This window comes from Vicinamibacteria bacterium (genome assembly GCA_035570235.1).
GTDB lineage: Bacteria > Acidobacteriota > Vicinamibacteria > Fen-336 > Fen-336 > DATMML01.
The window spans coordinates 1-24498 of sequence record DATMML010000052.1 but is presented as its reverse complement, the minus strand read 5'-3'; the positions used below and the strand labels follow the sequence as shown (position 1 = coordinate 24498).

The following is a 24498-nucleotide window of genomic DNA, read 5'->3' as shown; positions in this document are numbered from 1 at the left end:
GGGAGAATCGCCCTGGGCGAGGTCAAGGACTCTAGGCGTCTCGCCGGAGGGCCTCGGTGAGAAGCGCACGTGCCCGATCAAGCGCCAAGCGGCTCCGCCTCACCTCCCTAGGCCAGGTCAGTCCGAGTAGGGTGCGGGGACGTGCCTCATCAAGTAAGGCGGAGAGCTCGGCCAGCTGGCGGTCTCGCTGGCGGAGCGACTCCAGGTAACCCGCTTGTTCGGCTTCCAGCTCGGCGAGGCGGCCGAGCCCCGCGGCCTGGCGCTCGTCGAGCTGCGTACGCAGGAACGCCACATCGGCCTCGAGCCCGGGGAGGCGGCCGAGCCCCGCGGCCTGGCGGGCAATGACCTCCTGGCGCTCGTCGAGCTGCTTGCGCAGGAACGCCATGTCCGCCTCGAGCCCGGGGAGGCGGCCGAGCTCCTCGGCCTGGCGCCCAATGACCTCCTGGCGCTCGTCGAGCTGCTTGCGCAGGAACGCCATGTCCGCCTCGAGCGCGGGGAGGCGGCTGAGCTCGGTCGCTTTGCGCTCGATAACCTCTTGGCGTTCGTCGAGCTGCGTACCCAGGAAGGCCACATCCGCCTCGAGCCCGCGGATGCGGCTGAGCTCTGCGGCTTGGCGTTCGATAACTTCTAGGCGCTCGTCGAGCTGCTTTCGGACGAAGCCGATGTTCGCCTCAAGCGTCGCGATGCGGCCAAGCTCCGCGCCTTGGCGCTCGATGACCTCCAGACGTTCGTCCAGCTGCGTCTGCAGGAGCTCGACCTCGGCCTCGAGGCCCGGAATGCGGGCCAGTTCGTCGCTTTGATGCCCGATAACCTTGAGGCGGGCCCGCCGATCCGCCTCCACCACATGCAGCCTACGGGTCAGGTCGACGACGAGAGGCTGCATCAACCGCTTCTCGGCGGCCACGGCCGCGCCGGCCTGTCGATTCTGGGCGACATCTTCGAAAGCGGAAAGCAGCTCTCCGCCGAAGCGGCGGGCCTGCCGTCGCGCGTGCCCTTGTGCCTTTGCCTCCGCTCCCGGGTCGTACCCTTCGGGGAGCCGGGACCACCCCGCCTGAAGAAGGTCGGCCAGCTCCCCGGGGTCATCCTTGCGGAAGTAGCGCGCCTGCGCCCCGCATTGCTCGCGGTGAACCGGAATGTCGGAGACGATCAGGGGCTTGCCGAGCGCCTTCGCCTCCTCGATGGTCGTGCTCCAGCCCTCGAACAAAGACGGCTGGAGCACGACGCTCGCGCCCCGGTAGATCTGGATCTGCTCCGCTCGGTCGACAAAGCCGAGGATCCGCACCTGATCACGCAAGCCGTTGTCCTCGAGATACGCCTGAAGCTCGGCGAAATGGCCGGGAAGCCGATGCTCATAGCTCTCCCCCGAGCACACGAGCAGGCAGTCCAGACCGCGGTCATGGAGGAGCCGCCACGCTTCGAACACCGTCCGGTGGTTCTTGTGCACCCAGAACTGATTGGGCAGATAAGCGTACTTCCGATGGATGCCCCGGCCGAGGAGTGCCGAGGCCGGCGCTCCCACTAGGGATTGCCGAGGAAGAGTGGCGGGGAAGCGGAGGAGCACGCCTTTGGCCTTCAAGTCTGGGTAGAAGCGCTGCACGTCGTTCAGGACTGACCGGCTGCTACAGGCTATGCGCTTGCAGTAGGCAAGGAGGAAGGACTGGAATAGTTCGCGCTCGCGACGCTCCCCTTCGGCGAAGAACTCGGGGTGGTGTCGGTGCTGGAAGTCCGGTATCCATCCGATCGCGCCCGCGGGCATCACCGCCAGGGGCAAGCTGGAGACGGGGAAGACCACATCGCAGGGGTGGCGGTCGTAAATCTCCTGGAGAGCAGAGCCAACCCCCTCCAGCGCCTCCACGGGCACCACGACTTCGCTGACCCACGCCGAGCGGCCAGCGTGCTCGGGTAGGAGCAGGGGTTCCCGGAGGGTGGAGGGCCGGAAGACGGTGACGCGGGGCCTCGCGCGCTCGGGGAGGGTGGCCAGAGCACTCAGGCAGTTCCGAACGTAGTAGAGACCGGCGATCCAACCCCCCGCGCCCGAGAGGTCGGCTTGGATTAGAGGAATGCCTACTCGCACCCTCTCACCCTGCTCCGGCCCGGAGCCACCGCGCGTAGCGCTGGATCCCTTCCTCGATCGCTACCCCCGGCCTGGCGCCCAGGGCCTGGATGGCCCCCACATCCGCCTGCCACCGCCGCGGGTCGCCGGGGCGGACCTGTGCGTTGAACTCGAGCTCCTTGTCGCCCCCCAGCGCCTCGAGGAGGAGGCGAGCGGCCGCCCGCACCGACGTCTCGCGCCCCGAAGCGACGTTGAACACTTCCCCGCGGAAAGGTGCGGCCTCCATCACCACTCCGATTGCCTCGACGATATCGTCAGCATAGATGAAGTCCCGCGTTTCCTCACCGCTGCCATAGAGGGACACCCGCGCGGAGTGCAGCCACTGCTGGTAGATGTCCCAGAGTAGTCGCTTGCGAAGGCCCGGGCCGTAGCCGGAAAAAATCCTCAAGATCGCCAACGGCACTCCCTCGCGGTCGTGCCCTTCCCGGCAGGCGGTCTCTGCCCTGAGCTTATGGACGCCGTACGGCGAGATCGGCGCCGGTAGCGCGCGCTCGTCGATCGGCTGGCGGGCGGGGTCGCCGTAAACGGCCGCGCTCGACACGAAAGTGACCTTGGAGCGTGGGGAGCAGGCGGCCACCGCCCCTATCAGGTGTTCGGTGACGGTCACGTTCTTCTCGAAGTCTGCCGTCGGATTCCGAACGGAATCCGCGACGGACGAGCTTCCCGCGCAGTGTACAACGTGCTCTGGCCGCTCCTCCGCGAGAATGCGGCCGATGTCGCCTTCCGGGAGGCGGAGTCGGTGGCGGCTCCCGGACAGGGGAGCCCAATTCGGAGGCTCCGAGGTCACGCAGGCCACAACCTCGTCACCGAGGGCGGTTCGCCGCTCCCACAACCGGGCGCCGATGAACCCACTGGCCCCGGTGATCAGGACCTTCCTTTTCACGGGTCTGAGCGTCGCCTCACGCCCACCGCGACCCCGTAGCCGAGTTCGGAGTAGCGGGCGGTGTCGAAAGAGGGGTTGCTCGCCACGACCTCCTCCCAGCAGCGGGCCAGCTCCGGGTGCTGGGGGTGGGCGATGTCGTCGAGGGCGACCACCCCGCCGAGCTTCAAGCGCGGGAGGACGTTACGCAAGTCCTGGGTGGCAGACGAGGCCGCATGGTCGCCGTCGACGGTTATGAGATCGAAGTAGAGTTCCGGGTGATCAGCGAGGAACGCGGGAACGGTCTGCTGCGACTCGCCCGTAACGAGGGTGAGCCGGCCGCGATGGCCCACGCGGGACAGCTCGGTGCGCACGAATTCGGGTCCCGGATTCTGCATCCCGGCGTAGTTCGGGATCCACAAGTCGAAGCCGTAGAGGTCGGCGGTGGGACAGGCGGCGGCGACCACGGACAGGCTCCGCCCCCTTCGCACTCCGATCTCGAGGTAGGCCTCCGGCTCCAGCACGGAGGCCGCCGCCTGGAGGACGGTCAGGAGATCCGCATATCCCCAGCTCTCGCCGAGCCGCTCCGTGCCGCGCGAAATGTACTCGGTCACGAACTCGAGATAGTCGTCGGGCTGAAGGACACCCAATGTTGAGAGAACGGCCCGCAGGATGGGTGGGCGCGCGGCAAGCCGAATCACGGCGCCCGCCGTCATGAGCACGGGGTCGAACCACTGGACCTTGCGATGGAACGTCACCGACGGGTTACGCTGCATCGACCCTCCGAAGGGCGGGCCCAAGAGCGGGCGGAAGACGCCTTGACCCGCCAGCTGGAGATGGCCTCGAGCCAAGAGCGGTAGAGCGTTGGAGAGACTCCGGACGTGGCCCGAAACGGAGCGGTTTCCCGTCGACGACCACGTCTGGCCGGGCTCCCGCCCCAAATCCGTTGGCTCGCCCGCTCAGCCTCCGTTCGCGACCGCTACCTGGCACCTCCCCGCCAGATTGGCAACGCCGTGATGGCGCAGCTGGATCGGTCTGCTGGGCGCGTTGAGTGCGACCCCGAACCGACCCACGGCGGGCAACACGCAGATCCGGGTCACCCTTGCGTAGAGATCGTCGTGGGCGTAAGCGGCCCTTAAGTCGTAGTCTCGACGAGAGATCGTGGCGATGCCAATCTCGAAGGTGTACTCGTCCGGGAAGATGTCCAGCGTGACCTCCTGACGGAACCTCAAACGGGTGCCCTGAGGGACGGCGAGTGGCACCATCGAGTCGTACTGCAGCGTGTTCTTGCCGTGGACGATCACCCCTCTCGAGTTTTGGATTACCACCCCTCCGATTGGCGCCTCGATGTCGCGCAAGATCTCGACTTCATAGAAGAAGAGGGCCAGCTCTCCCTGCCGGAAGGCGTGGCAGGCGCGTCTTTGCACGTCGCATAGCGCCACCCCGGTACAGCGCGCCCAGCCATTCGAGACTTGCGCGACCCCGGTGAGGTCGAGGAAGGCTGCGGGCTCGGGCCATTCTAGACGCTCGCTCTCGTACTCTTGCGGCACCGCGCCCCGGGGCAGGGCAGGCGGCGCTTCCACGAGGCGCTCTTGCTGCTCCACGAGGTAGTAGCGCTTGACGGCCTCGGCCGCGGATCCTTGGAACACTACGTCGCCGTGATGGAGCAGCAGGGCGCATCGGCAAAACTCCTCGATCTCGCTGACGGCATGCGAGACGAGCATGATGGAGGCGCCGCCATCGCGGAGGGCCTCCAAGCGGCGGTAGCACTTCTGCCGGAAGAACACGTCGCCGACGGCGAGGGCTTCGTCGATCAGGAGGACATCCGCCTGAACGCTGGTTGCAACGGCGAAGGCGAGGCGGACGAACATTCCACTCGAATAGAGCTTGACGGGCTGATCGATGAACTCCCCGATGTCGGCAAAGGCAGCGATTTCGTCAAAGCGGCGCTTCATCTCAGTATGGCCGAGGCCCATGATGGCGCCGTTGAGGAAGACGTTCTCCCGACCCGTGAACTCGGGGTTGAAGCCGCTGCCCAGCTCAAGCAGCGCGGCCACGCGGCCGGGTACCCGCACCTCACCCGTGGTGGGCGCGAGGATCCCAGCGAGGATCTGGAGGAGCGTGCTCTTGCCGCTCCCGTTGCGCCCGATGACACCCATGGCCTCGCCACGACGCAGCTCGAAGGAAACGCCGCGGAGGGCCCAGAAGTCTCGGCCCCAGCTGCATCCGAAGCGGCCGAGTATCATCTGTTTCAGCCTGTCCTGGGGCCGGTCGTAGATCCGATACGCTTTTCCGACGTCACGCAGGGTGAGCGCGAGCGTTCCCTGGGCTGCAACCGCGGGCTCGGCCGCCACTCTCACGCCGATCATCGGCTCCGAGGCCATCGTCGGCGATGATCTCATAAGGGCAAGACTAGGTCACGCCGCCGAACCCAGAGGAGAGGGCGATCGCGACTACAGGCGAATCCACTGTAGAAGGGTGCGATCGTGGCGGCGTCGGGTTACGTCCCGATGCCGCCCCCGCAGCGAGCGTTCGACTTTCGATCTTCACGACCAAGGATCTGACGAAGTGCTCTCCTTGTGGAGAGAACGCCGGGAAGCGATCCCGGACGTCCGGAGTCCCCCGTTCGTCGGCCGCGACCGACCCGGCCGACCGCTGGGCTAGAGGACGTCGGCAAAACCGCGCTTGGTCTTCATGAACCACGCGTACCCGAGGAGCATGACCGCCGCCCCAACCAACGCAGAGCCCGTGAGCCGGCCCCAGTCGGGCGGAAGGTCCCACAGGACCACACGGCGGAAGTCCTCAATAATCAGGGCCAATGGGTTTCCACGCAGCATCGGCTGGAAGCGTTCGGGGACCGCGTCGAGCGGGTAGAAGATCGGCGTGGCGAAGAGCAGCACCTGAAGGGCTAGCGGCACCACGTAGCCCAGGTCCCGGATGAACACGACCAGGCTCGCTATGAACCAGGTTAGGCCCAGGCACAGGAAGAGGAGCGGGATGACCACCAAGGGGAGCAGGACCAGCGTGGGCGCGATCGTTCCTTGGGTGACCAGGCGCATGACAACGAGCACGACCAAGCTCATGGCCGCATGGAAGGAGGCCGAGCCCACTGCGCTGACGGGCAGGACCTCAAGCGGGAATGGAACCTTCCGCACGTAGTTGGGGACGGCGACGACCAGGCTCGAGGCGCGGCTCACGCACTCGGCCAGAAGGTTGAAGGGAATGAGCCCACAGAACAGCACAAGGGCGAACTCGGCAAGGTCGCCCGTCCGTCGCAAATGGGGCCATCGGGCTCGGAAGACAACCCCGAAGACAAACGTGTAGATGAGGAGCAGCAGGAGGGGGTGGAGAAAGGACCAGAAGAGCCCCAGCGACGATGCCTTGTAGCGCCCCTGAACCTCACGCACCGTGAACTGAAGGATCAGATTGCGGTGGCCCCAGAGGCTTCGGGAGAAGCCAAAGGGATTGAGGAAGCGCCACACGCGGTCGGCGCGGGGGGTAATCAGAGTCGCCATCGAGTACCCGCGTCAATTGGCGATGGCAACATGGCGTTCGTCTGCACGACTTGCGGCGTCGAGATCCTCACGAGCCGGCCTGAGCTCCTCAGCGAATCCCTAGTTCGCGACCGTCGAGGATTGGCCTGGCCGCGGCATTGCCGAACGTCCGTGATCGCTCTCCCCGGAGGCCACCTGGAGGAGAGCGCGATCCTCCTCGTTGAGCGCTCGCCGGGCAGCCTTGCGGTAGACGGCGCGATAAGTCTTGGCCGTGCGTTCCCAGGTGAACTCACGAAGCCGCTCGCGCCCGGCTCGAGAGAGGTCCGCGCGCAGCGAGGGATCCTTGGCCATGGCGGCGATCGCCCCTGCGATGGCCTCGGGAGAGTTCGGGTCGAACAGCAGGGCGGCCGCGCCCGCGAGCTCCGGAAGCATTGTCGACCGTGCGCAGGTCACGGGGGTGCCCTCCAGCCAGGACTCCAAGAGGGGCAGAGCCCCGCCTTCGAACAGACTCGGGAAGACGGTAAATTGGGCCAGGGAGTAGAGCGCGCGCACCTCGCGGGCCGGGACACCGCCCAGAAAGCGGACCTGTTCCACGAGACCGAGGGCCCGCTGCTGTTCTTCGATGGCTGGCCAATGCCTTTCGAGCTGGCTCCCGGAACAAAGGAGCGGTACGACGAGGCGGTGGCGGTCCCGGAGCAGGGCGACAGCCTCAAGGAGTCGCAGGTGGTTCTTGTGGGGCCAGGTGGCAGCGGGAAAAAATGCGAACGGCTCCGTCAGTTGGTACTTATCACGAACCCTCGCCCGCACTTCCTCGGAGGCGGCTTCTTGGAAGACGGTCGGGGCCGCCCAGGGAATCACGGCGAGCTTGCGACGGCAAATCTGGTAGTGCCTCTCGACGTCGTCCCTCACCCACTGCGCGGCGACGGTTACCGTGTGGGCGACGCGACAGGCCAAGGGGTAGACCTCCTCGCGCGCGGCGATGTCCGTGGGCGAGAAGAATTCAGGATAGTGCAGGTGCTGCAGATCATGGGGGCTGTAGACCATGGGGAGGGCGCAAAGGGTCAGCGCCTGCGACGGAAAATGGATGACCCCGCACCCGAGTCGCTCATAAAAGCCGTTGGAGACCTGCAGGTGAGGAACGAGGGCGGGGGCCGGGGGGGGAGGGGACCCACGCAGGGCCCTCCAAGCCCGCCCGGCCAGAGGACGCAAGGGCCCGAGGGAGCTCTTGATCGCCGGCCAGAGGTCGCGTGGCGCGGGCCCGGGGAGGATTCGCTGCTTAGGGCCCAGGTAAGGCGCCAACCACTCCGGATCCTCTCGGGGGCCGATCACCACGTATTCCTCGGGCCCGTCTGTGAGCTGCCCCAACGCGGCAACCAGACCGGTGAGGATGCCGTAGATTCCTCCCGTTCCCCACGCCGGCGCTAGTTGTGCGTTGATGGCGATGCGAAGAGGGGTCGACTTGGAGGTCAACAGCTCCTCACTGCGGAATTCGTTCTCGCACCGCGGACTGTCCGAGCGGGGTTGCTGTTGCCATCGGCTTTGCCAACCGTTTTCTCGTCATCACATAGATGGCCCGAGGAATGATGCCCTTGTCGTAGGAAAGCGTCGCCAGCGGTGCTCTTCCGAAACACGCGCGCAGCATGGTCATGGCTTCCCGCACCCTTGTCGCGTTGATGTGCACCAACGCCCAGTCCCAAGACGCGCCGACGTAGGCGGGCTTTCGGAGGTGACGATGGTCGGGGTTCGCCGAAAAGAACCTGTCCAAGACGTGTCTTCTCTCCACGAGTATCTGGTCAGCCACCTCCAGCATGACCGACTTTGCTTCTGGGTGACGCCGCCATTTCCCGATCTTTTGAGAGATAAAAGCGATCTTGACACGCGGAAAGACTCGCACCCAGAGATCGAAGTCCCACAGCAACGATAGGTCCTCGTCCAAAGGGAACTCCTCGAAGATCCGCCTCTCGAACAGGGAGCACGCCAAAGGCATCTTCCTCACCAGCGTTACTACCTCCTCGAGGGTAAGGCCGGATCCGTTGTCAATGGGCGCCACGTCATTAGAGGCCTCATCGATGATAGAGCCGTTTCCCACAACCACCGCGGCTTGTGCAGAGCGAGCCGCGTTGACCAGTTGCGTGATCGCGCCTTCGTAAAGGACTTCATCAGAGGCAAGAGGTTTGATGTAAGCGCCATGACTGAGGCGAATTCCCTTGGTGACCGCCTCCGTCATGTTGCGGTCCTTGTCGGACTTCCAAACAATTCTTCCCTGGTAGCTCTTGAGGACATCCACGGTGTTGTCAGCGGACCCTCCGTCGATCACGATCGTCTCGATGTTCGGGTAGTCCTGCTTGAGTATGCTGTCGATCGCGGCCCCGACATATCTCCCCTGGTTGAGACTGGGAATAACGACACTGACCAACGGAGCGGCTGCAGACATGATGCTCCCCTCGTGGAGGCAATCCCCCAGAAGCCTGAACGGCATCGCTCTCTCTCGAGTTGGCGCGTCCTTCTCGAGAGAAACGTCTCGCGTTACTGAAGTATACGGCAGCAACAGACCGGCACAAGTCGATAAGCACTCGGCGGGCGAGATCCGGCCCCGGTCGATACCTGACCGAGGCGCAGGCTTTACCGCGTACTCGGCTGCCTCAGGGCCGGTCCTGTCACAACTCCGGGGCCAGTAGGCGGGCCCAGGCCGGGGCTAACGGGGAGTAGCAGGGTTCGGCTCTCGCCATCAGGGGGCAGACGAGGGGGGCCCCATATTCGGGTGTTTCGCCTAGAAGCAGCTCAGGTCAGCCAATTGGACGACGGGATGGGGGCGGCCTACCGGGGAATCGGCCAGACATTAGTCGAACGTCAGGCAGGCGGGGGTCAATTGCAAATTCTTATGAGCGAGTTTCTCCTGTTTTGGCGCGTGTCCATATAGGGGAAGGCCTGAGCTCATCGATGTGGAAGGGCTCTTGAGCGACTCCGTGTCAAGGGAACCACGAATCCAGACGCTCCAAGCGGCTGGGAAACCAAAACCCTGCATTGGGAGCGGGGGTCCCTCCAGGAGGGAACCATGTCCAGTCGTCTCGTCGGTCATAAGCTCCTCGGGCTACTGATCGCAGCCCTGGGATTCCTCGCGGCTTCAGACGCCTTCGCCACTGGACCCTATGGGGCAGGCCCGTCGCGGCAGTGGCTGGACGGCGCTCTCAGCTCTACCTCGCACCTTAATTGCATCACGGGAACGGTAGAGACCGAGACCTCCCAGTTCGTCGGCTGGATAGGCAACATCGATGTCACCTACCCCCGCGTCGGTGATGTCTATTACGCCCATGTGTTCGTGGGTACGACCGGCAACGCCTGCGCAAGCACCTTCGTGCACATAGAGGTGTTGCTCCCACCGTCTACACAATTCGAGATAAGCGCCGGACACCCTGTCTACTGCTACGGTTACTCCCCTTCCGGCGCGACAATCAACTTGATCGGGTGCCCACAGGCGGTGAGCCAGGGGACCTACGGCTGGACCCTTGATTCTGCCGATCCTCAACACCTGGGGCCTTGGCCCCTGCCCGTGGGCTATCGCATGGAGATCCAGTTCCCGTTGCGCTCTCTCCAGCAGATGAGCGGCATCGCGACCAGCACGTATCTCCAGGCGGCCGTCCAGGCCATCGACGGATCGGGCGATCCTTGGGCTTTCCCGAGCGAGGGTATCTTCATCGGCGCCAAGCCGCCCGGCTCGCGCCTTGGCCAGGGGGGGGAAGACTTCGACTACGACCTCCGTGCGGACCCCACCGTCTATCACCAAGCGAGCGGCCTCTGGTACGGAAAGCTGTCCTCGACCGGGGCGACCTTCTCGGTGGGCTATGGGGGCATGGGCTATACCCCCGTGTCGGGTGACTTTGATTGGGACGGTTACCCCGACGTAGCGGTCTACCACCAGAGCTCCGGGTTGTGGTTCATCCGGAAGTCTTCGACCGGGGCGACCTACTCAGCCGGCTTCGGGGGCCCCGGCTTCACACCGGTGCCCGCCGACTACGATGGGGACCAACAAACGGACTTCGCTGTCTATCATCAGGCCAGCGGGCTCTGGTATATCGCGACGAGCACGACGGGAGGCACGGTCGGCAACGTCGGGTTCGGGGGCACCGGTTACACCCCCGTGCCGAAGGACTACGACGGAGACGGAAAGACGGACCTAGCTGTCTACCACCAGGCCAGCGGGCTCTGGTTCATCAAGCAGTCTTCGACGGGCTCGGTTACCTCCACCGGCTTTGGCGGCCCCGGGTTCGTGCCCGTGCCCCGCGACTACGACGGCGATGGCAAGGCCGATCTCGCCGTCTATAACCCGGCGAGTGGCCTCTGGTACATCCGGCCTTCGAGCGGGGCGCCCAACATCGTGCAGGGCTTCGGCGGTTCAGCCTATACCCCCGTGCCCGCGGATTACGACGGCGACGGGAAGGCGGACATCGCCGTCTACCACCAGGCCAGCGGGCTCTGGTTCATCAAGCAGTCGACGACGGGCACGACCGCCTCGTTCGCCTTTGGCGGTACCGGGTTCACCCCCGTCAACTACTGAAAGCCGTTCTGGAGGTGGACTACTGGGGCTTGCGGGCGAAGAATGAGTAGAGGTCATATCCGGACTTCCGCTGCCGGGCCGCTTCGGGGTTGAACACCACTCCGGGCCGGAAGGGGTCCGGGTAGGTGTTGATCGGCGAGCTGTAAGGCTCGAGCAGCCGCACGACATCGAGACCGCTAGCGTCGAAGGCGTCCAGGTACGCGCCGAGGGCATGACACCCCTCGTCGTTCGTTATGGGATGGAAGGGGTGGTTGGCAAAGAAATCCGCACGCTGCTCTTCGTTCCAGACGACCACGTCGCGCAGGCAGCAGATGACTCCTCCCGGCTCGATGATCCGCGCCGCCTCGGCCAGGAATCCCGGTAGGTCCTGGATGTGGTGGAGCGCCTCCCGTAACCAGACGACACCGAAGGTGGCGTCCTCGAGATCCAGCTTCGTCCCTCGCGATGCTCGGACGGTGAAGTCGACACCGTCGAGCCCGCGAACCTTGCGCGCGGCCCCCAGCCCGGCCAGCTCCCCTTCCGACGCGTCGACCCCCAGGACCCGGTACCCGGAGCGGCTCAGGGCGTAGCAAGCCACGCCATTTCCGCAGCCAAAGTCGAGGATCCGGCAATCCCTGGACGGTGGGTGGGAGAGCTCAGACAGGATCCGCACGGCTTCGCGGAGCTCTTCGCTCGCGAAGTAACGTCGGGCATTGTCGGAAAGGTCGGGCGTCTTGTAGCAGAGGTAGACGAGTTCCCGCAGCTCGGGTGTCTCCCAGCCCCACCGGTAGGCGAGGTCGTACAAATCCTCCGTGCTGCTTCCCGGGTCCGGGTACTTCAACACGTGGACCGGTACCACCCGACGGTGCGGCGGAGCCTCTCTTCGAGGGGCGTTCGGGCACGGAGGTCGAAGTGAGCGCCGGCGCCACTCGTGATCAGGATCGGCTTGCGAGCGCGGTCGATCAATCGGTCCCTCGGGTCGATCAAGATTGTCACAACTGAGCGGCGCGCGGCAAGTTCACCTGATCGTGATCACCCGGGATCAGGGATCACAGGTTTCGCTGATCGACGCCGAACAGGGTTAGACTCCCAGAGGTTGCGCGGCGAGGGCCACGCGGTCACACGGAGGGTGGTTGACCGCATCCCATGCGACGATCTCGACCGGTACCGCGAACGGCGGCGGGTGCACGGTCGTCGGGGTGCCCCCCGGCGCCGGCCACCCCCCAGCGGCCACGACCCCCGAGGACGCTAAGCTCCACGAGGAGTCGCGGGCCTTCGACTCTCACCTCGCGCCTTTCGCCTACGCGGACCTGATCGTCGACGTCGACGCCATGGGCGTGATCCACGCACGCGCGGCGGCGCGCATGGTGGCGCTGGGCCGGGGCCACATCACGAACATGGCCTCTCTGGTCGCCCCCGCACCTCTGCCCCCCATGAGCCGCCATGCCGCCTCCAAGGAGAGACCATGAAGATCGAGCGCGACGCTGACCTCGTGCGCCTAGTCCTGGACCCGCGGGAGGTGCGACTCCTGCGTCACGCCCTCGAGCGGGCCTCGTTCATCGACACCCCGGTCAGCGAGCAGGCCGCGATCGCTGCTTTCTGTGCCCGGGTCTTGGAGGCCCTGCCCCCCTCCTGAGCGACTCCGGTCCATCTTCGCGCTTCGGAAAGGAGCCACTCTCCGCCCGCGAAGGGCGAGCCGGGAGACCTCCCTGGCCCGCGGGACACGGCCCCGGGGCCGCTCGTGCGCTATGATCGCTAGATGGCCCGGGCACCGATGAGAGGCACGCCATGAGCCGCGGCCGGGCAAGCGCTTTTCCCAGGCTCCTGCTTGGCCTCGCCCTGGCCGCGCTTGTGAGCGCCGGCGCCATCATCGCCCTCCGCGTGGGACCGCTCCCCAAGCTCACCCTTCGGGCGGACCGGCCCGCCCTAGGCCGACGGACGGTGGTGCAACTCACCGCCGAAGAAGGCGGGCGGGGATTGAGCTCCGTGCATTTGGAGCTCAAGCAGGGGGACCGCACGCTCGTCTTGGCCCGGCGGACCTACACGCCTCAGGCGCCTTGGACCTTCTGGGGGCCGCGCACGGAACGAGATGAGATCAAGGTGGAGGTGGGAACGGACACCGTGAAGGACCTGCAGGCGGGGGAGGCCATCCTCCGCGCCACCGCCCTTCGCGTGGGAGCCTGGTTGCGTCACCCGGCGCCGGTGGTGGAGGAGCTGAGGCTACCTGTCCGCCTGACCCCTCCCTCCCTGGCCGTAGTCTCCAGCCAGCACTACGTCGCCCAGGGCGGCGCGGAGGCGGTCGTGTACCGTGCGGGCGAGACGGCCGTCGAGGACGGCGTGCGGGTGGGGGAATGGTGGTTCCCCGGTTTCCCGCTCCCGGGCGGGGGACCGCAGGACCGCTTCGCGCTCTGGGCCGTGCCCTACGATCTCAAGGACCGGGAGCAGGTCCGCCTCAAGGTGGTGGACGACGTCGGCAATGCCTCCGAGCTGGCCTTCGTCGACCGCTTTACCCCCAAGCCCTTCAGCAAGGCGCGGCTGCCCATCAGCGACTCCTTCTTGAGGAAAGTGGTGCCCGAGATCAGGAGCAACACTCCCAGTCTCCGCGACCGGGAGGATCTGTTCGACACGTTCCTGGTCATCAACCGCGATCTTCGCCAGGCCAACGCGGAGGAGCTCAAGGCCCTGGCCAAGGGAAGTGCGCCGCGGTTCCTCTGGAAGCGGCCTTTCTTGCCCATGCCCAAGGCAAAGGTCATGTCCGCCTTTGCGGACCGGCGCACCTACGTATACCGCGGCCAGGAGGTGGACCACCAGTATCATCTGGGCTTCGACCTCGCCGTCACCCACCGGACGCCCGTCCCCGCCGCCAACCACGGGGTGGTGGTGCTCGCGCGGTACTTTGGCATCTACGGCAACTCGGTGGTCATCGACCATGGGTACGGGCTCATGAGCCTATACGGCCACCTCTCCGTCATCGACGTCACGAAAGGCCAGGAGGTGGAGCGGGGGCAGACCCTCGGGCGAACCGGGGCCACCGGCCTGGCGGGCGGCGACCACTTGCACTTCACCATGCTCCTGGGCGGGCTGCCTGTGAACCCGAACGAGTGGTGGGACCCCCACTGGATTCACGACCGCCTGGTGGGAAAGCTGGGGTCGGCGTTGCCCTTCGAGCCGTGACATCGTAGACGCCCGGCGGCCCCGCCCCGGGGGAAAGGCACACGCGGTTCCATGACCTTCTCCGGCTCCCTCTTGATCGTGGGCGCCGTGGGCGTTGCCTCCTTCGTCTCCGGGCGCCTCCTCACGGGCAGCCTGGGCTTCGACCTGCTCCGGCCGCTCACTCCCGCGGGCGCCGCCGCTTCCGCCGTTCTGGGGACCGCACTTCTGACGCTTGGCTTCGGCTGGCTCTCCCTCCTCGGCTTGCCCGCCCCCGTGATCGCGCTCGTCCTGGCCGCCCTGCACTTGGTTCTGCTCGAGGTCTGTGCCTACCGACGAGCCCTCCTCGAGGTCTTCCGGCCCCGCGGCCCGGCTTCCGCCTGGGCGGGGCTCCTGGGGGTGACGCTCGCGAGTGCCCTCGTCTCACTTCTGCCCGTGCTGCGGACGGGCGGGTTCTCGATCGGCAACGACACCTACACGTACTGCGCCTTCAGCGAGTGGCTGCAGACCCACGGCTTCGGGAGCCCGTGCCTCTGGGACCCCGCCTCGCCCGTCACGGCGATTCCGTTCTTGTGGCAGCAGGAGGGCTATCCCCTGGGGATCGCGCACTTCTTGGCCCTCGTGCAGGCGGGTTCGGGGGCCCCCCTCTCCCTGCTGGTGTATCCGGCGGTCAGTGCCTGGGGGATGGTCCTCCAGACGGCCGCTCTCTTCGTGGTGGCGCGCTGGGTCTTCCTGTGGGGGCACGCTTGGGCCGGGGGAGCCAGCCTGGCCTTCGCGGTGATGGCTCACCCGGGCTACTGGGGGCATCACAACGGCTTCCTGCAGCAGACCTGCGCGCTGCCCGCCTTGCTCCTGGCTCTGGCCGTGCTGGCCCGCGGCATCCACGAGCGGCGTTGGCGGCTGAACACCGCCATCCTGGTGGCCCTGCTCGCGGCCTTTCTCCTGAACGTCTACCTGCCGCTCGTCCCCGCGCTGGGAGCGGCCGGGATCGCTTACGCCGCCGCCTGCTCTATGCGGGCCCGGCGCCACGGCCCGCCTCGGCGGACCCTGGCCCACCTAGGGATCATCGTCTTGCTGGTCTTGATCTTGGGGTTCCCCGACCTTCGGGGAGCCGTTGGGCGTCTCTTCCGCTTCGCGGGCTCCGATGCGGGGGGCCACGTTTCGTTGAGCGTCCTCCAGTTCCTGGAGTTCGCCATGGGCGTGCGGGTCCTCGGCCTTCACGCGACAAGCGTACGGGTTCCCTTCCTGAGCGCCGCGCTCGCGGCCCTCGCCCCGCTGGGCCTGGGCCTGACGGTGGCGGGGCTTTTCCACGCATGGCGGCAACCGCGGGCCCGGGTGCTGGCCGCGGCGACCCTCGCCTTCGCCGGCGCCCTTGCCTACTACGCGCTCTGGGTCCACGACCCCTGGACCGGCCTCATCGGCCACACCTGGAACGTCTTCAAGCTGATGCAGTGGGCCTTTCCCTTCGTGCTCCTCTTTCAGGTGGCGGCCCTCCGGCAGCTCCTGCGCTCTCGGGGCCCGCGCCTCGCGCCCGCTCTTTTCCTGGCCGTGCCCCTGAGTTCACTCTGGGTGCACGGAGCCTGGAGCGAGTCGCTCGGGCTCAGCATGAGGGAGATCATCCGGGCGGAACGGCCGCTCGCGGAGGCGGGGGTCGTGCAGCGCCGGATCCGGGAGCTGCCCCCGGGCACCCTTCTGGTGGTGGGGCGGCCGGTCAGCGCGCACCGCTGGCTCGCCCCCTACACCGCCCTGCTCGCTTACCCACGGCCGATCGTCGGCGACTGGACGGAGAGCCCGTCCATCGGCCTCCACCCCAAGGGGGGCGCTGCGCTCTACCGGGAGCTGCTCGGCCGGATCGGCGAGGCGGGGGTCGTCCCCCTCCTCTGCGGCTTCATTCCCTTCCAAACGGGCGGGTTCGAGAGCCTGGGGGGTGGCTTTGCCCGCCTGCTTCCCTCCGAGCGGCCGCTCCTCATACACGTCGTGAACCCCGGCGGCCCGGTCGAGGAGAGAGTCCCGGGCCCGCCCCGGTTCACGATCCAAGGGGGACGGACGAAGCTGATCCTCTACTCGCCGATCGAGACCGGGGTAGAGCTCAGTCTGAAGCTCCGCCCCTACCCGCCCGCGCCGGGCGGACAGGCCTTGACCGTCTTCCTCACCCCCGACGACTTCGATCACCGCACGGTCCGGTCCGCGGTCGAGGCCGGGCCCCAGCTCGTGCTGCCCCTGGACGGCCGGACCGAGCTGAAGGTCGAGACCTCGCTACCCCCCGGGCTCGCGACCGTCGTGCTCAGCCCTCCCCCCGCGCTCGCCCTCGGCGTGGACGAGATCCAGATCCGGAGGCTTGCAAACCCATGACACTGCTCTTCGCCTACCTGCGCCAGTACTGGAGCCTCCTGGCGGTGGCCCTGCTCCTCGCCGCCATCAACCAGATCTTTTCCCTGCTCGACCCCCTGATCTTCCGCTACGTCATCGACGGCTACGCGACCCGCTACCAGGAGTACACCACCGGCCAGTTCTTCCGGGGGGTGAGCCTCCTGCTGGCGGCGGCGGTGGGGGTGGCCCTCGTCTCCCGGGTGGCCAAGAACTTCCAGGACTACTTCGTCAACGTCATCACCCAGCGCCTAGGGGCCCAGCTCTACTCGGACGGCATCCGCCATTCGCTCTCCCTCCCCTACGCCGTCTTCGAGGACCAACGCAGCGGGGAGACCCTGGGCAAGCTGCAGAAGGTCCGCTCGGACGTGGAGAAGCTCATCGCGGCCGCCATCAACGTCCTCTTCACCTCCCTGGTGGGGATCGTGTTCGTTGTGATCTACGCCTTCAGCGTGCATTGGATCATCGCCCCCGTCTACTTCCTGACCGTGCCCCTGCTCGGCATCCTGAGCTCGGTCCTCTCCCGCAAGATCAAGGAGGTGCAGAGGGTCATCGTGGCGGAGACGACCGCCCTCGCCGGCGCCACCACGGAGTCGCTGCGGAACATCGAACTCGTGAAGAGCCTGGGCCTGGCCAGCCAGGAGGTGGACCGGCTCAACGCCACCACCGAGAAGATCCTCTCCTTGGAGCTGAAGAAGGTGCGCTACCTCCGCGGCCTGAGCTTCATCCAGGGCACCGCGGTCAACGCCCTGCGCACCAGCATCATGTTCTTGATGCTCTACCTGATCTTCGCCCGGGAGATCACGGTCGGGCAGTTCTTCTCCCTCTTCATCTACTCATTTTTCATCTTCGGCCCCCTGCAGGAGCTGGGGAACGTAATCAACATTTACCGGGAGACCGAGGTCTCCCTCCGCAACTTCCAGAGCATCCTGGAGACCCCGGAGGAGCCCCGGCCCGCCGACCCCATCGCCGTCGCCGCCCTGACGCACCTCTCCTTCGAAGGGGTGGGCTTCACCCATCAGGCCGCGGCCGCCCCCGCCCTCGTCGACGTGTCCTTCGCTCTTGAGCGCGGCGAGACCATCGCCTTCGTGGGACCCTCGGGGGCAGGCAAGACCACCCTCGTCAAGCTGATCGTAGGCCTCTATACGCCGGAGCGCGGGCGCATCCTCTACAACGGCCACCCCGGCCCCCGGGTGGACCTCGACACCCTCCGCGAGCGCATCGGCCTCGTCACCCAGGATCCCCAGCTCTTCTCGGGCACCATCCGCGAGAACCTGCTCTTCGTGCGTCCGGGAGCCAGCGACGCGGAGTGCCGGGAGGTCCTCTCCAAGGCCGCCTGCGACAGCCTCCTGGCCCGGGCCGATCGCGGGCTCGACACCGTCATCGGGGAAGGGGGAGTCAAGGTCTCAGGGGGCGAGAAGCAGCGGCTCTCCATCGCCCGCGCTCTCCTCCGCCGGCCCCACCTGCTTCTCTTCGACGAGGCCACCTCCTCCCTCGACTCCCTGACCGAGGAGGAGATCAGCCGGACCATACGGGAGGTGGCGCGGTCCCGGGACGTCATGACCCTGCTCATCGCCCATCGACTCTCCACCATCCTGCACGCGGATCGGATCTTCGTGCTCGAGCGGGGGCGAATCGTGGAGTCGGGACGCCACGCGGAGTTGCTGGAGGAGAAGGGGCTCTACTACGCGATGTGGCGACAGCAGATCGGGGAGCGGAGGATCGGGGATGCGCCCGCCCGCCTAGTCACCGCGGGCTGACCGGATCAGCGCGGGACCTTGGGAGCCCGGGGCCGACGCTCGGTCCTCCGCGTCTGCGATTCCCGGTAGCCGATAAGGTCGGCTTCCGTCACTACGAACTCGGCCGGCAGCAGGTCGGCGTTGGCGGCCAGCTCTCGCTGCAGTTTGGAGAAGCAGATGTCGGGCGCGTCCTGGTAGCGTGCGCGGCGGGCGGCAAACGCGGTGTGGGGGATCAAGACCGTGAAGTCGCGCGACTCGTCTCCCCCCCCCACCCGCAGCGTGTACTCGCGGGCTTCGGCCGTGGAGTGAAAGCCCAGGTACTGAACGGCCACGGGCTTGGTCACCGGACACCCTCGTTCTCGGGCTCGTGGAGGGGCCTGGATAGCCCACGCGGCTCAGAGAGGATTTTAGCACATCCTCCCCGGCCGTGCCCGGGCGGGCGGAGAACCGACGAGCTGTCGCTCGAGATCATGGCCACCACAAGCATCGCGACCATGAGCTTTCGTCAGAGATGAAGAGCCGTCACTCTGGCCGGGACCTTGATTCGATTTCCATTGCGCTCGAGGAGCAGTTGACGAGTCGCGCCGGGCTTACCGGGCAGCGCCTCGTGGATCGCACCCCAGTCGCGTGTCTCGTCTCCAATTCTCCGACGCGAATCAATTTTCCTGACCCCCGACCGACAACCGCACCGCGCGGAGCCGGATCCTAGGGGGCGCGGATCCCGGGACGGCACGACGCGCTTTAGGCCCCGGAGCAGGTGGCGGTCTTATCGATTATCTTCACGACCTTGAAGTAGGGCGCGAAAGTGTACTCGTTCTCGGGGATGGTCTCGCCGTTCTGCAGGCGCAGGGCGGTCTGGTACGCATCGATGATGCTCAAGACCGCGATCACGATCCCGGGCACGAGGCAGGCGCAGGTCCCGGCCAGGGTGGCCAGGAGGTTGAAGAGGAACTTGCGCTGCTGGCCGTTGGGAACGAGGTGCCCGAGGCCGACGAGGAGCACGCTCAGGACGAGGGCCAGGACGGGATTGGCGTCGGGCTTATGGATGGTGTTGCCGTTGGACATGGGATCCACTCTCCTTGTTATTCGCCGCTTTGCTGGATGAGCTTGGCCACGAGGCCCGTCCATCCGGTCTGGTGGCTGGCCCCTAGCCCCGCCCCGTCATCTCCCTGGAAGTACTCGGAGAAGAGGATGAGGTCGCGGAAATGGGGGTCGGTCTGGAACTTCTCGGTGCCCCCGTACAGGGGACGCCGCCCCCGCGCGTCGCGCAGGAAGATGCGGGTGAGGCGCCGGGAGAGCTCCCCCGCCACCTCCCCGAGGTCGAGCTTGCGCCCGGAGCCGGTGGGGAACTCCACGGTGAAGGAGCGGCCCAGGAAGTGGTGGAACTTCTGGAGGGACTCGATGAGGAGGAAGTTGACGGGGAACCAGACGGGGCCCCGCCAGTTGGAGTTCCCCCCGAAGACCCCGGTCTGGGACTCCGCCGGCTCGTAGTCCACGCGGTGCTCCATTCCGTCCAGGTGCAGCACGTAGGGGTGGTCGCGGTGATGACGGGAAAGGGAGCGGATCCCGTGGGGAGAGAGGAACTCATTCTCGTCCAGGAGGTATCCCAGCACCTTGCGGAGACGGTCGCGGTTCACCAGGGAGAGGAAGCGGCGGACTCCGGAGGGGCCGGTGGCGATCTCCACCTGGACCGCGAAGTCGGGCCGATTCTCCAGGAACCATTGCATGCGCCGCTTGAAGCCGGGCAGGCGGTCCACCATGTGCGAGTCCAGGATCTCCACCGCGAAGAGCGGGATGAGACCCACCATGGAGCGCACCTTGAGCGGGAAGTGGCGACCCCCGGGCAGGTGCAGGACGTCGTAGTAAAAGCCGTCCTCCGCGTTCCACAGCTCGAGCCCCTCCCCCCCGATGTCGTTCATGGCCCGGCAGATGTAGACGAAGTGTTCGAAGAACTTGCTGGCCACGTCCTCGTAGACGGGATCCTCGCGGGCCAACTCCAAGGCGATGGCCAGCATGTTGAGGCAGTACATCCCCATCCAGCTCGTGGCGTCGGACTGCTCGATGTGGCCGCCCGTGGGCAAAGGCGCGCTCCGGTCGAAGACTCCGATGTTGTCGAGGCCCAGGAACCCGCCCTGGAAGACGTTGTTGCCCTCCGCGTCCTTGCGGTTCACCCACCATGTGAAGTTGAGGAGCAGCTTCTGGAAGACCCGGGCCAGGAAGTTGCGGTCCGCCTTGCCTTGGCGCTTCTTGTCGATCTTGTAGACGCGCCAGGCCGCCCAGGCGTGGACGGGGGGATTCACGTCCGAGAATGCCCACTCGTAGGCGGGAAGCTGGCCGTTGGGGTGCATGTACCATTCACGCAGGAGCAGGATCAGCTGCTCCTTGGCGTAGTCGGGGTCCACGAGGGCCAGGGGAATGCAATGAAAGGCCAGGTCCCAGGCCGCGTACCAGGGGTACTCCCACTTGTCCGGCATGGAGATCACGTCCGAGTTGTAGAGGTGGGTCCACTCGTGGTTCCGCCCCCGACGACGCTCCGGGGGTGGGTCCGGCCCCGCGGGGTCCCCGTGCAACCAGCGGGTCACGTCGTAGTTGTAGGACTGCTTGCTCCAGAGGAGGCCCGCGAAGGCCTGGCGCAGCACGTTCCGCGCGTCCGCGGAGAGGCCGCCCGGAGTCCGCTGGGCGTAGAAGGCGTCGGCCTCCTCCCGCCGCCGGGCCAGCGTCTCCTGGAACCCAGGGCCGAAGGGCTCCCCCGGTGCGGGAGAGGAGGCCAGGCGCAACCGGACCGCGGTCGAACCCCCGGGCTCCAGCTTCAGCTGGTAGCGCGCGGCCGCCTTGCTACCCCGGCCGGCCGGGTTCACGGCCTCCGCCGACCCCTGCACGATGTAGTCGTTGATGCCGTCCTTCACATAGGGCGACTCGTTCTCCACCCCCCAGAGCCGCCGCCGGTTGGTCTCGTTCTCGGTGAAGAGGAAGGACGGACGGCCCTCGCAGGCGAGCCAGTACGCGCCCAGGCGGGGGTGCTCGAAAGTGAGGGTCTCGCCCTCTGACCGAATCCGGGGCCGGCGTTCCCCGGACCCCCAGGACCAGGTGTTGCGGAACCAGACCGTCGGCAGGAGGTCCAGGGTGGCGGGGTCCGGTCCGCGGTTCACGATCTCGATGTGGACGAGGAGGTCCGCAGGGGCCGCCTTCGCGTACTCCACGAAGACGTCGAAGTACCGGTCATCCTCGAAGATGCCCGTGTCCAGGAGCTCGAACTCGAAGCTCTTCTTGTCCCGGCGACGGTTCTCCGCGCGGAGCCAGGCGTAAGGGAACTCCGCCTGGGGATACTTGTAGAGGTATCTCATGTAGGAGTGCGTGGGCGTCGAGTCGAGGTAGAAGTAGCACTCCTTGACGTCCTCGCCGTGGTTCCCCTCCGGCCCGCCGAGGCCGAATAGGCGCTCCTTCAGGAAGGGGTCACGACCGTTCCAGAGGGCGAGCGCGAAACAGACTTGCTGATGGCTGTCGCAGATCCCGCCCAGACCGTCCTCCCCCCAGCGGTAGGCGCGGGAGCGGGCGTGGTCGAAAGGGAAATGGTCCCAGGCGGAGCCGTCCGGGCTGTAGTCTTCGCGGACCGTCCCCCACTGGCGCTCCGCCAGATAGGGGCCCCATCGCTTCCAGTGTGCCTTGCGGGCCCGGCTCTCCGCCAGCCGATCTTCCTCGCTCATGGCTTCCGGAGGTCGTCCCGCCCGGCGCGGGCTTCCGCATCCGTGCCCCCCGGGAGTGAAGCGGGCGGCGCCGGCTCCGCACCTCCGCGGGTGATGAAGAGCACAGCCGCGGTCCAGGTGGGAACGAGATTCAAGCCCGGCACCATCTCCGCCACCAGGCTCGGCAGCAGAGCCCAATGCCAGCCCAAGAGGCGCATGAGGACGAGGGCCACCACCACGTCGAGGGCGTCGTTCCAGGGAGAGAGAACCCCTTCCCCGAAGATCGGAAACAGGCCGAGCTGGATCAGGTCGGCCGAAACCGCAATCGCGCGGGCGGCCTGGATCTTGCCCGCTGTCCGCTCGGGCGTCAGTTTCGACCCCGGGGCGACGAGATCAGGGGTTCGACGGGAGACGCCGCAGAGCCGGACGAGACTCTGCCATAGGAGAAAGGGGGGGGCGGGGGCATGCCGGGAATGCGAGACAGGGACAAACTCGCGTGATACTCCTTCTTGCCGAGGGGGTTGTCAACGATACCCCCGGGAAGAATCGCCGGCTGCTTCGACCATAGGCCGAGGTCCAGCCGCTCCCGGGGGCGACGAGCCCGTCCGCTCTTATGAACGGGCATCCGCTTGGAAACCTTGGCCCCCTCATCGACAATAGGCCGTTGCCGAGCCCGAAGACCGAAGAGCGCATGCCGGCCCCTGACGTTCCCCCCTCTCTCGATCCAGAACCGGCGGCAGACTCACGGGCCCCTCGCCGGAACGGGTCGGGACAGTCGATCCGTTTGGGGCCGGTGGCGGTCGCCGCCGTGTGCGTCCTCGTCCCCTGGTTCTACGCCTGGACCGCTTCCAACGGCCTGCCCTTCGGCCTGGGTCGGCCGCAAGAAGGCTACTACAACCTCCTCACCCGCGCTTTCCTTCGGGGGCAGCTGCACCTGCTGGTCGAGCCGGATCGGGGGCTCTTCGAGATCACCGAGCCCTACCATTGGGGCAAAAATGCGCACTACCGACTGCACGACGCGTCGCTCTACCACGGCAAGTACTACCTCTACTTCGGGGCCGGCCCCGCGGTCACCCTCTTCGTTCCCTGGCGCCTCTTGGGCCTCGGCGACCTGCCGGAGAGCCTGGCCGCCACGATCTTCGCCTCGGGCAGCTTCTTGTTCGCGATGGGTCTGCTCAGGCACCTCACGCGCAGGTTCCTTCCCGCCACCCCCCTGTGGATGCAGACGGCGGGGGTGCTGGTGCTCGGCTGCGTCAACGTCTGCCCCTTCATCCTCCGCGGCGTGGAGGTCTATCAGGTCGCGATCACGGCCGGCTCTTTCTTCCTCCTGGGCAGCGCCTACCTGATGACGACGGCGCCCGCGGGGCCCGCCGCGCGGCCCTGGGCGCGGATCGTTGGTGGGAGTCTCTTCCTCGGCCTGGCCGTGGCCAGCCGGCCGAACCATCTGCTCGTGGCACCGCTCATCCTCTTGCTCGCCTGGCCGGCCCTCCGCACGGCCGGGGGTCGGCTCTGGGTGAGGGCGCTCGTCACGCTGGCCCCCCTGGGCAGCTGTCTTCTTCTAGTCGTTCTCTACAACTATGCCCGCTTCGGCTCCTTTACGGAGTTCGGGCTGCGCTATCAGCTCGTGGGCCACGATCCCTTGCCCTGGTACGAGATCCGGGGCCTCGTCCCCGGTCTCTACTTCTACTTCGTGGCTCCCCTCGCCATGAGCCTGGAGTTTCCGTGCTTCTTCCTGGATCGGTGGTATCCGGGAACGCTGCCCCACAGCTACTGGGGTCCCGACCCAAATGCGGGACTGCTCCTGCACTCCCCCTACTTGCTCATCCTCGTCGCCGCCCCCTGGCTCCTCCGGGGCGTGCCCGTCCCCGGGCTCCCCCTCCTCCGCCAGAGGATGCTTCTGCTCCTCGGGGTCGGGGTCGGGCTCCCTGTCCTCACCAGCGTGGTAGCGCCAATCGCCAGCATGCGATACCAGGTCGACTTCATAAGCTTCCTGATCGTGCTCGCTCTCCTGCTCTGGTTCCTGGCCGACCAGCGCTGGAGCGGCCGCCGCCGCCTGGCCCTGCGTGCGGTCGGCGCGCTCACCATGGCCTGGGCCTGCCTCGTGAACGTGGCCCTGAGCCTGACCGGGTACGACGGCACGCTTCGGCTGGAGAACCCGGAGCTCTTCCGCTCGCTGGAGCGCCGCGCAGAGCCCCTGCGGGTCGGGCTCGGCCGGCTCCTCGTGCGCGACGGCCGCAACATCGCCCGGATGCGGATCGCGTTCCCCGAGCGGGCGGCGGCCGAGCGGGAGCCCTTGCTGAGTTCCGGCTTCGTCGAGGCGCACGACGTGGTCTGGGCCCGGGCCGTAGGGCCGGGCCGATGGAGCTTCGTTCTGCAGCCCGCGCAAGGCCCCGAACAGGAGTCTCCCCCCGTCGCCATCGAGCCCCGCCGGTTCCAGGCCTGCGAGGTCGACGTGGACCGGATCCGGGGGCAGGTCGTCATCCGCCTGGAGGGGACGGAGATCGCCCGCCTGCGGGGCCGGCTGGAGCCCGTGCGCGAGAACACGACTTGGGTGGGACG

Annotated in this window: 19 protein-coding genes; 7 read left to right on the top strand and 12 right to left on the bottom strand. The window is 66.9% G+C overall.

Annotated features, from left to right (window positions below):
- Nucleotides 1-31: 31 nt before the first annotated feature.
- The 7 genes from VN461_09940 to VN461_09910 form a co-directional block, all read right to left on the bottom strand.
- Nucleotides 32-2074: a glycosyltransferase gene (locus VN461_09940; protein ID HXB55092.1), complete on the bottom strand. Its 2043-nt coding sequence runs from the start codon at nucleotides 2072-2074 to the stop codon at nucleotides 32-34.
- Between the two features lie 4 nt (nucleotides 2075-2078).
- Nucleotides 2079-2996 carry an NAD-dependent epimerase/dehydratase family protein gene (locus VN461_09935; GenBank protein ID HXB55091.1) on the bottom strand — a complete coding sequence of 306 codons (918 nt, stop codon included), beginning with the start codon at nucleotides 2994-2996 and terminating at the stop codon, nucleotides 2079-2081.
- Nucleotides 2993-3748 carry a class I SAM-dependent methyltransferase gene (locus VN461_09930; protein HXB55090.1) on the bottom strand — a complete coding sequence of 252 codons (756 nt, stop codon included), beginning with the start codon at nucleotides 3746-3748 and terminating at the stop codon, nucleotides 2993-2995. The genes VN461_09935 and VN461_09930 overlap by 4 nt, the downstream gene beginning before the upstream one ends.
- Before the next feature lie 183 nt (nucleotides 3749-3931).
- Entirely contained in the window at nucleotides 3932-5341 is a 1410-nt protein-coding gene (locus VN461_09925) for an ABC transporter ATP-binding protein (protein ID HXB55089.1), read from the bottom strand.
- A gap of 291 nt (nucleotides 5342-5632) precedes the next feature.
- Entirely contained in the window at nucleotides 5633-6487 is an 855-nt protein-coding gene (locus tag VN461_09920) for an ABC transporter permease (protein HXB55088.1), read from the bottom strand.
- Between the two features lie 99 nt (nucleotides 6488-6586).
- Nucleotides 6587-7936: a glycosyltransferase family 1 protein gene (locus tag VN461_09915; GenBank protein HXB55087.1), complete on the bottom strand. Its 1350-nt coding sequence runs from the start codon at nucleotides 7934-7936 to the stop codon at nucleotides 6587-6589.
- A 7-nt stretch (nucleotides 7937-7943) separates the two neighbouring features.
- The gene (locus VN461_09910) at nucleotides 7944-8900 is read right to left on the bottom strand and encodes a glycosyltransferase (GenBank protein HXB55086.1); all 957 of its coding nucleotides are present in this window, start codon (nucleotides 8898-8900) and stop codon (nucleotides 7944-7946) included.
- A gap of 621 nt (nucleotides 8901-9521) precedes the next feature.
- Between VN461_09910 and VN461_09905 the strand changes: the two genes are divergently transcribed.
- Nucleotides 9522-11021, top strand: coding sequence for a VCBS repeat-containing protein (locus tag VN461_09905; protein ID HXB55085.1), 1500 nt, complete (start codon nucleotides 9522-9524; stop codon nucleotides 11019-11021).
- Nucleotides 11022-11040: 19 nt separating this feature from the next.
- On the opposite strand, the gene VN461_09900 is transcribed toward VN461_09905, so the two are convergent.
- Nucleotides 11041-11859 carry a class I SAM-dependent methyltransferase gene (locus VN461_09900; GenBank protein HXB55084.1) on the bottom strand — a complete coding sequence of 273 codons (819 nt, stop codon included), beginning with the start codon at nucleotides 11857-11859 and terminating at the stop codon, nucleotides 11041-11043.
- A 274-nt stretch (nucleotides 11860-12133) separates the two neighbouring features.
- On the opposite strand from VN461_09900, the gene VN461_09895 reads away from it, so the two are divergent.
- The 5 genes from VN461_09895 to VN461_09875 all read left to right on the top strand — a co-directional run bounded on the left by VN461_09895 (nucleotide 12134) and on the right by VN461_09875 (nucleotide 18277).
- Nucleotides 12134-12469: a hypothetical protein gene (locus VN461_09895; GenBank protein HXB55083.1), complete on the top strand. Its 336-nt coding sequence runs from the start codon at nucleotides 12134-12136 to the stop codon at nucleotides 12467-12469.
- Nucleotides 12466-12636, top strand: a complete 171-nt coding sequence (locus VN461_09890) for a hypothetical protein (protein HXB55082.1) — start codon at nucleotides 12466-12468, stop codon at nucleotides 12634-12636. The genes VN461_09895 and VN461_09890 overlap by 4 nt, the downstream gene beginning before the upstream one ends.
- Before the next feature lie 152 nt (nucleotides 12637-12788).
- On the top strand, nucleotides 12789-14174 hold the full coding sequence (locus VN461_09885; GenBank protein ID HXB55081.1) for a M23 family metallopeptidase: 1386 nt from the start codon (nucleotides 12789-12791) through the stop codon (nucleotides 14172-14174).
- 51 nt (nucleotides 14175-14225) lie between these two features.
- On the top strand, nucleotides 14226-16502 hold the full coding sequence (locus tag VN461_09880; protein HXB55080.1) for a hypothetical protein: 2277 nt from the start codon (nucleotides 14226-14228) through the stop codon (nucleotides 16500-16502).
- Nucleotides 16499-18277 (top strand): ABC transporter ATP-binding protein, encoded by a 1779-nt coding sequence (locus tag VN461_09875; protein ID HXB55079.1) that lies wholly within the window; start codon nucleotides 16499-16501, stop codon nucleotides 18275-18277. Before VN461_09880 ends, VN461_09875 begins: the two co-directional genes overlap by 4 nt.
- Nucleotides 18278-18282: 5 nt before the next feature.
- Here the strand turns inward: VN461_09875 and VN461_09870 are convergent, their stop codons facing one another.
- The 4 genes from VN461_09870 to VN461_09855 all read right to left on the bottom strand — a co-directional run bounded on the left by VN461_09870 (nucleotide 18283) and on the right by VN461_09855 (nucleotide 22178).
- Entirely contained in the window at nucleotides 18283-18600 is a 318-nt protein-coding gene (locus VN461_09870; protein ID HXB55078.1) for a hypothetical protein, read from the bottom strand.
- A 397-nt stretch (nucleotides 18601-18997) separates the two neighbouring features.
- Nucleotides 18998-19321 (bottom strand): hypothetical protein, encoded by a 324-nt coding sequence (locus VN461_09865; protein HXB55077.1) that lies wholly within the window; start codon nucleotides 19319-19321, stop codon nucleotides 18998-19000.
- Between the two features lie 17 nt (nucleotides 19322-19338).
- Nucleotides 19339-21960: a glucosidase gene (locus tag VN461_09860; protein ID HXB55076.1), complete on the bottom strand. Its 2622-nt coding sequence runs from the start codon at nucleotides 21958-21960 to the stop codon at nucleotides 19339-19341.
- Nucleotides 21957-22178, bottom strand: a complete 222-nt coding sequence (locus VN461_09855) for a hypothetical protein (protein ID HXB55075.1) — start codon at nucleotides 22176-22178, stop codon at nucleotides 21957-21959. The genes VN461_09860 and VN461_09855 overlap by 4 nt, the downstream gene beginning before the upstream one ends.
- 554 nt (nucleotides 22179-22732) lie before the next feature.
- Here VN461_09855 and VN461_09850 point away from each other — a divergent pair.
- Nucleotides 22733-24498 (top strand): hypothetical protein (locus tag VN461_09850; GenBank protein HXB55074.1); only part of this gene is annotated, 1766 nt, incomplete at its 3' end.

Coding starts and splice junctions, on each gene's coding strand:
- VN461_09875 (HXB55079.1), top strand. CDS start 16,499: ATGACACTGCTCTTCGCCTACCTGCGCCAGTACTGGAGCCTCCTGGCG.
- VN461_09885 (HXB55081.1), top strand. CDS start 12,789: ATGAGCCGCGGCCGGGCAAGCGCTTTTCCCAGGCTCCTGCTTGGCCTC.
- VN461_09860 (HXB55076.1), bottom strand. CDS start 21,960: ATGAGCGAGGAAGATCGGCTGGCGGAGAGCCGGGCCCGCAAGGCACAC.
- VN461_09920 (HXB55088.1), bottom strand. CDS start 6,487: ATGGCGACTCTGATTACCCCCCGCGCCGACCGCGTGTGGCGCTTCCTC.
- VN461_09880 (HXB55080.1), top strand. CDS start 14,226: ATGACCTTCTCCGGCTCCCTCTTGATCGTGGGCGCCGTGGGCGTTGCC.
- VN461_09910 (HXB55086.1), bottom strand. CDS start 8,900: ATGTCTGCAGCCGCTCCGTTGGTCAGTGTCGTTATTCCCAGTCTCAAC.
- VN461_09865 (HXB55077.1), bottom strand. CDS start 19,321: ATGTCCAACGGCAACACCATCCATAAGCCCGACGCCAATCCCGTCCTG.
- VN461_09930 (HXB55090.1), bottom strand. CDS start 3,748: ATGCAGCGTAACCCGTCGGTGACGTTCCATCGCAAGGTCCAGTGGTTC.
- VN461_09905 (HXB55085.1), top strand. CDS start 9,522: ATGTCCAGTCGTCTCGTCGGTCATAAGCTCCTCGGGCTACTGATCGCA.
- VN461_09890 (HXB55082.1), top strand. CDS start 12,466: ATGAAGATCGAGCGCGACGCTGACCTCGTGCGCCTAGTCCTGGACCCG.
- VN461_09925 (HXB55089.1), bottom strand. CDS start 5,341: ATGATCGGCGTGAGAGTGGCGGCCGAGCCCGCGGTTGCAGCCCAGGGA.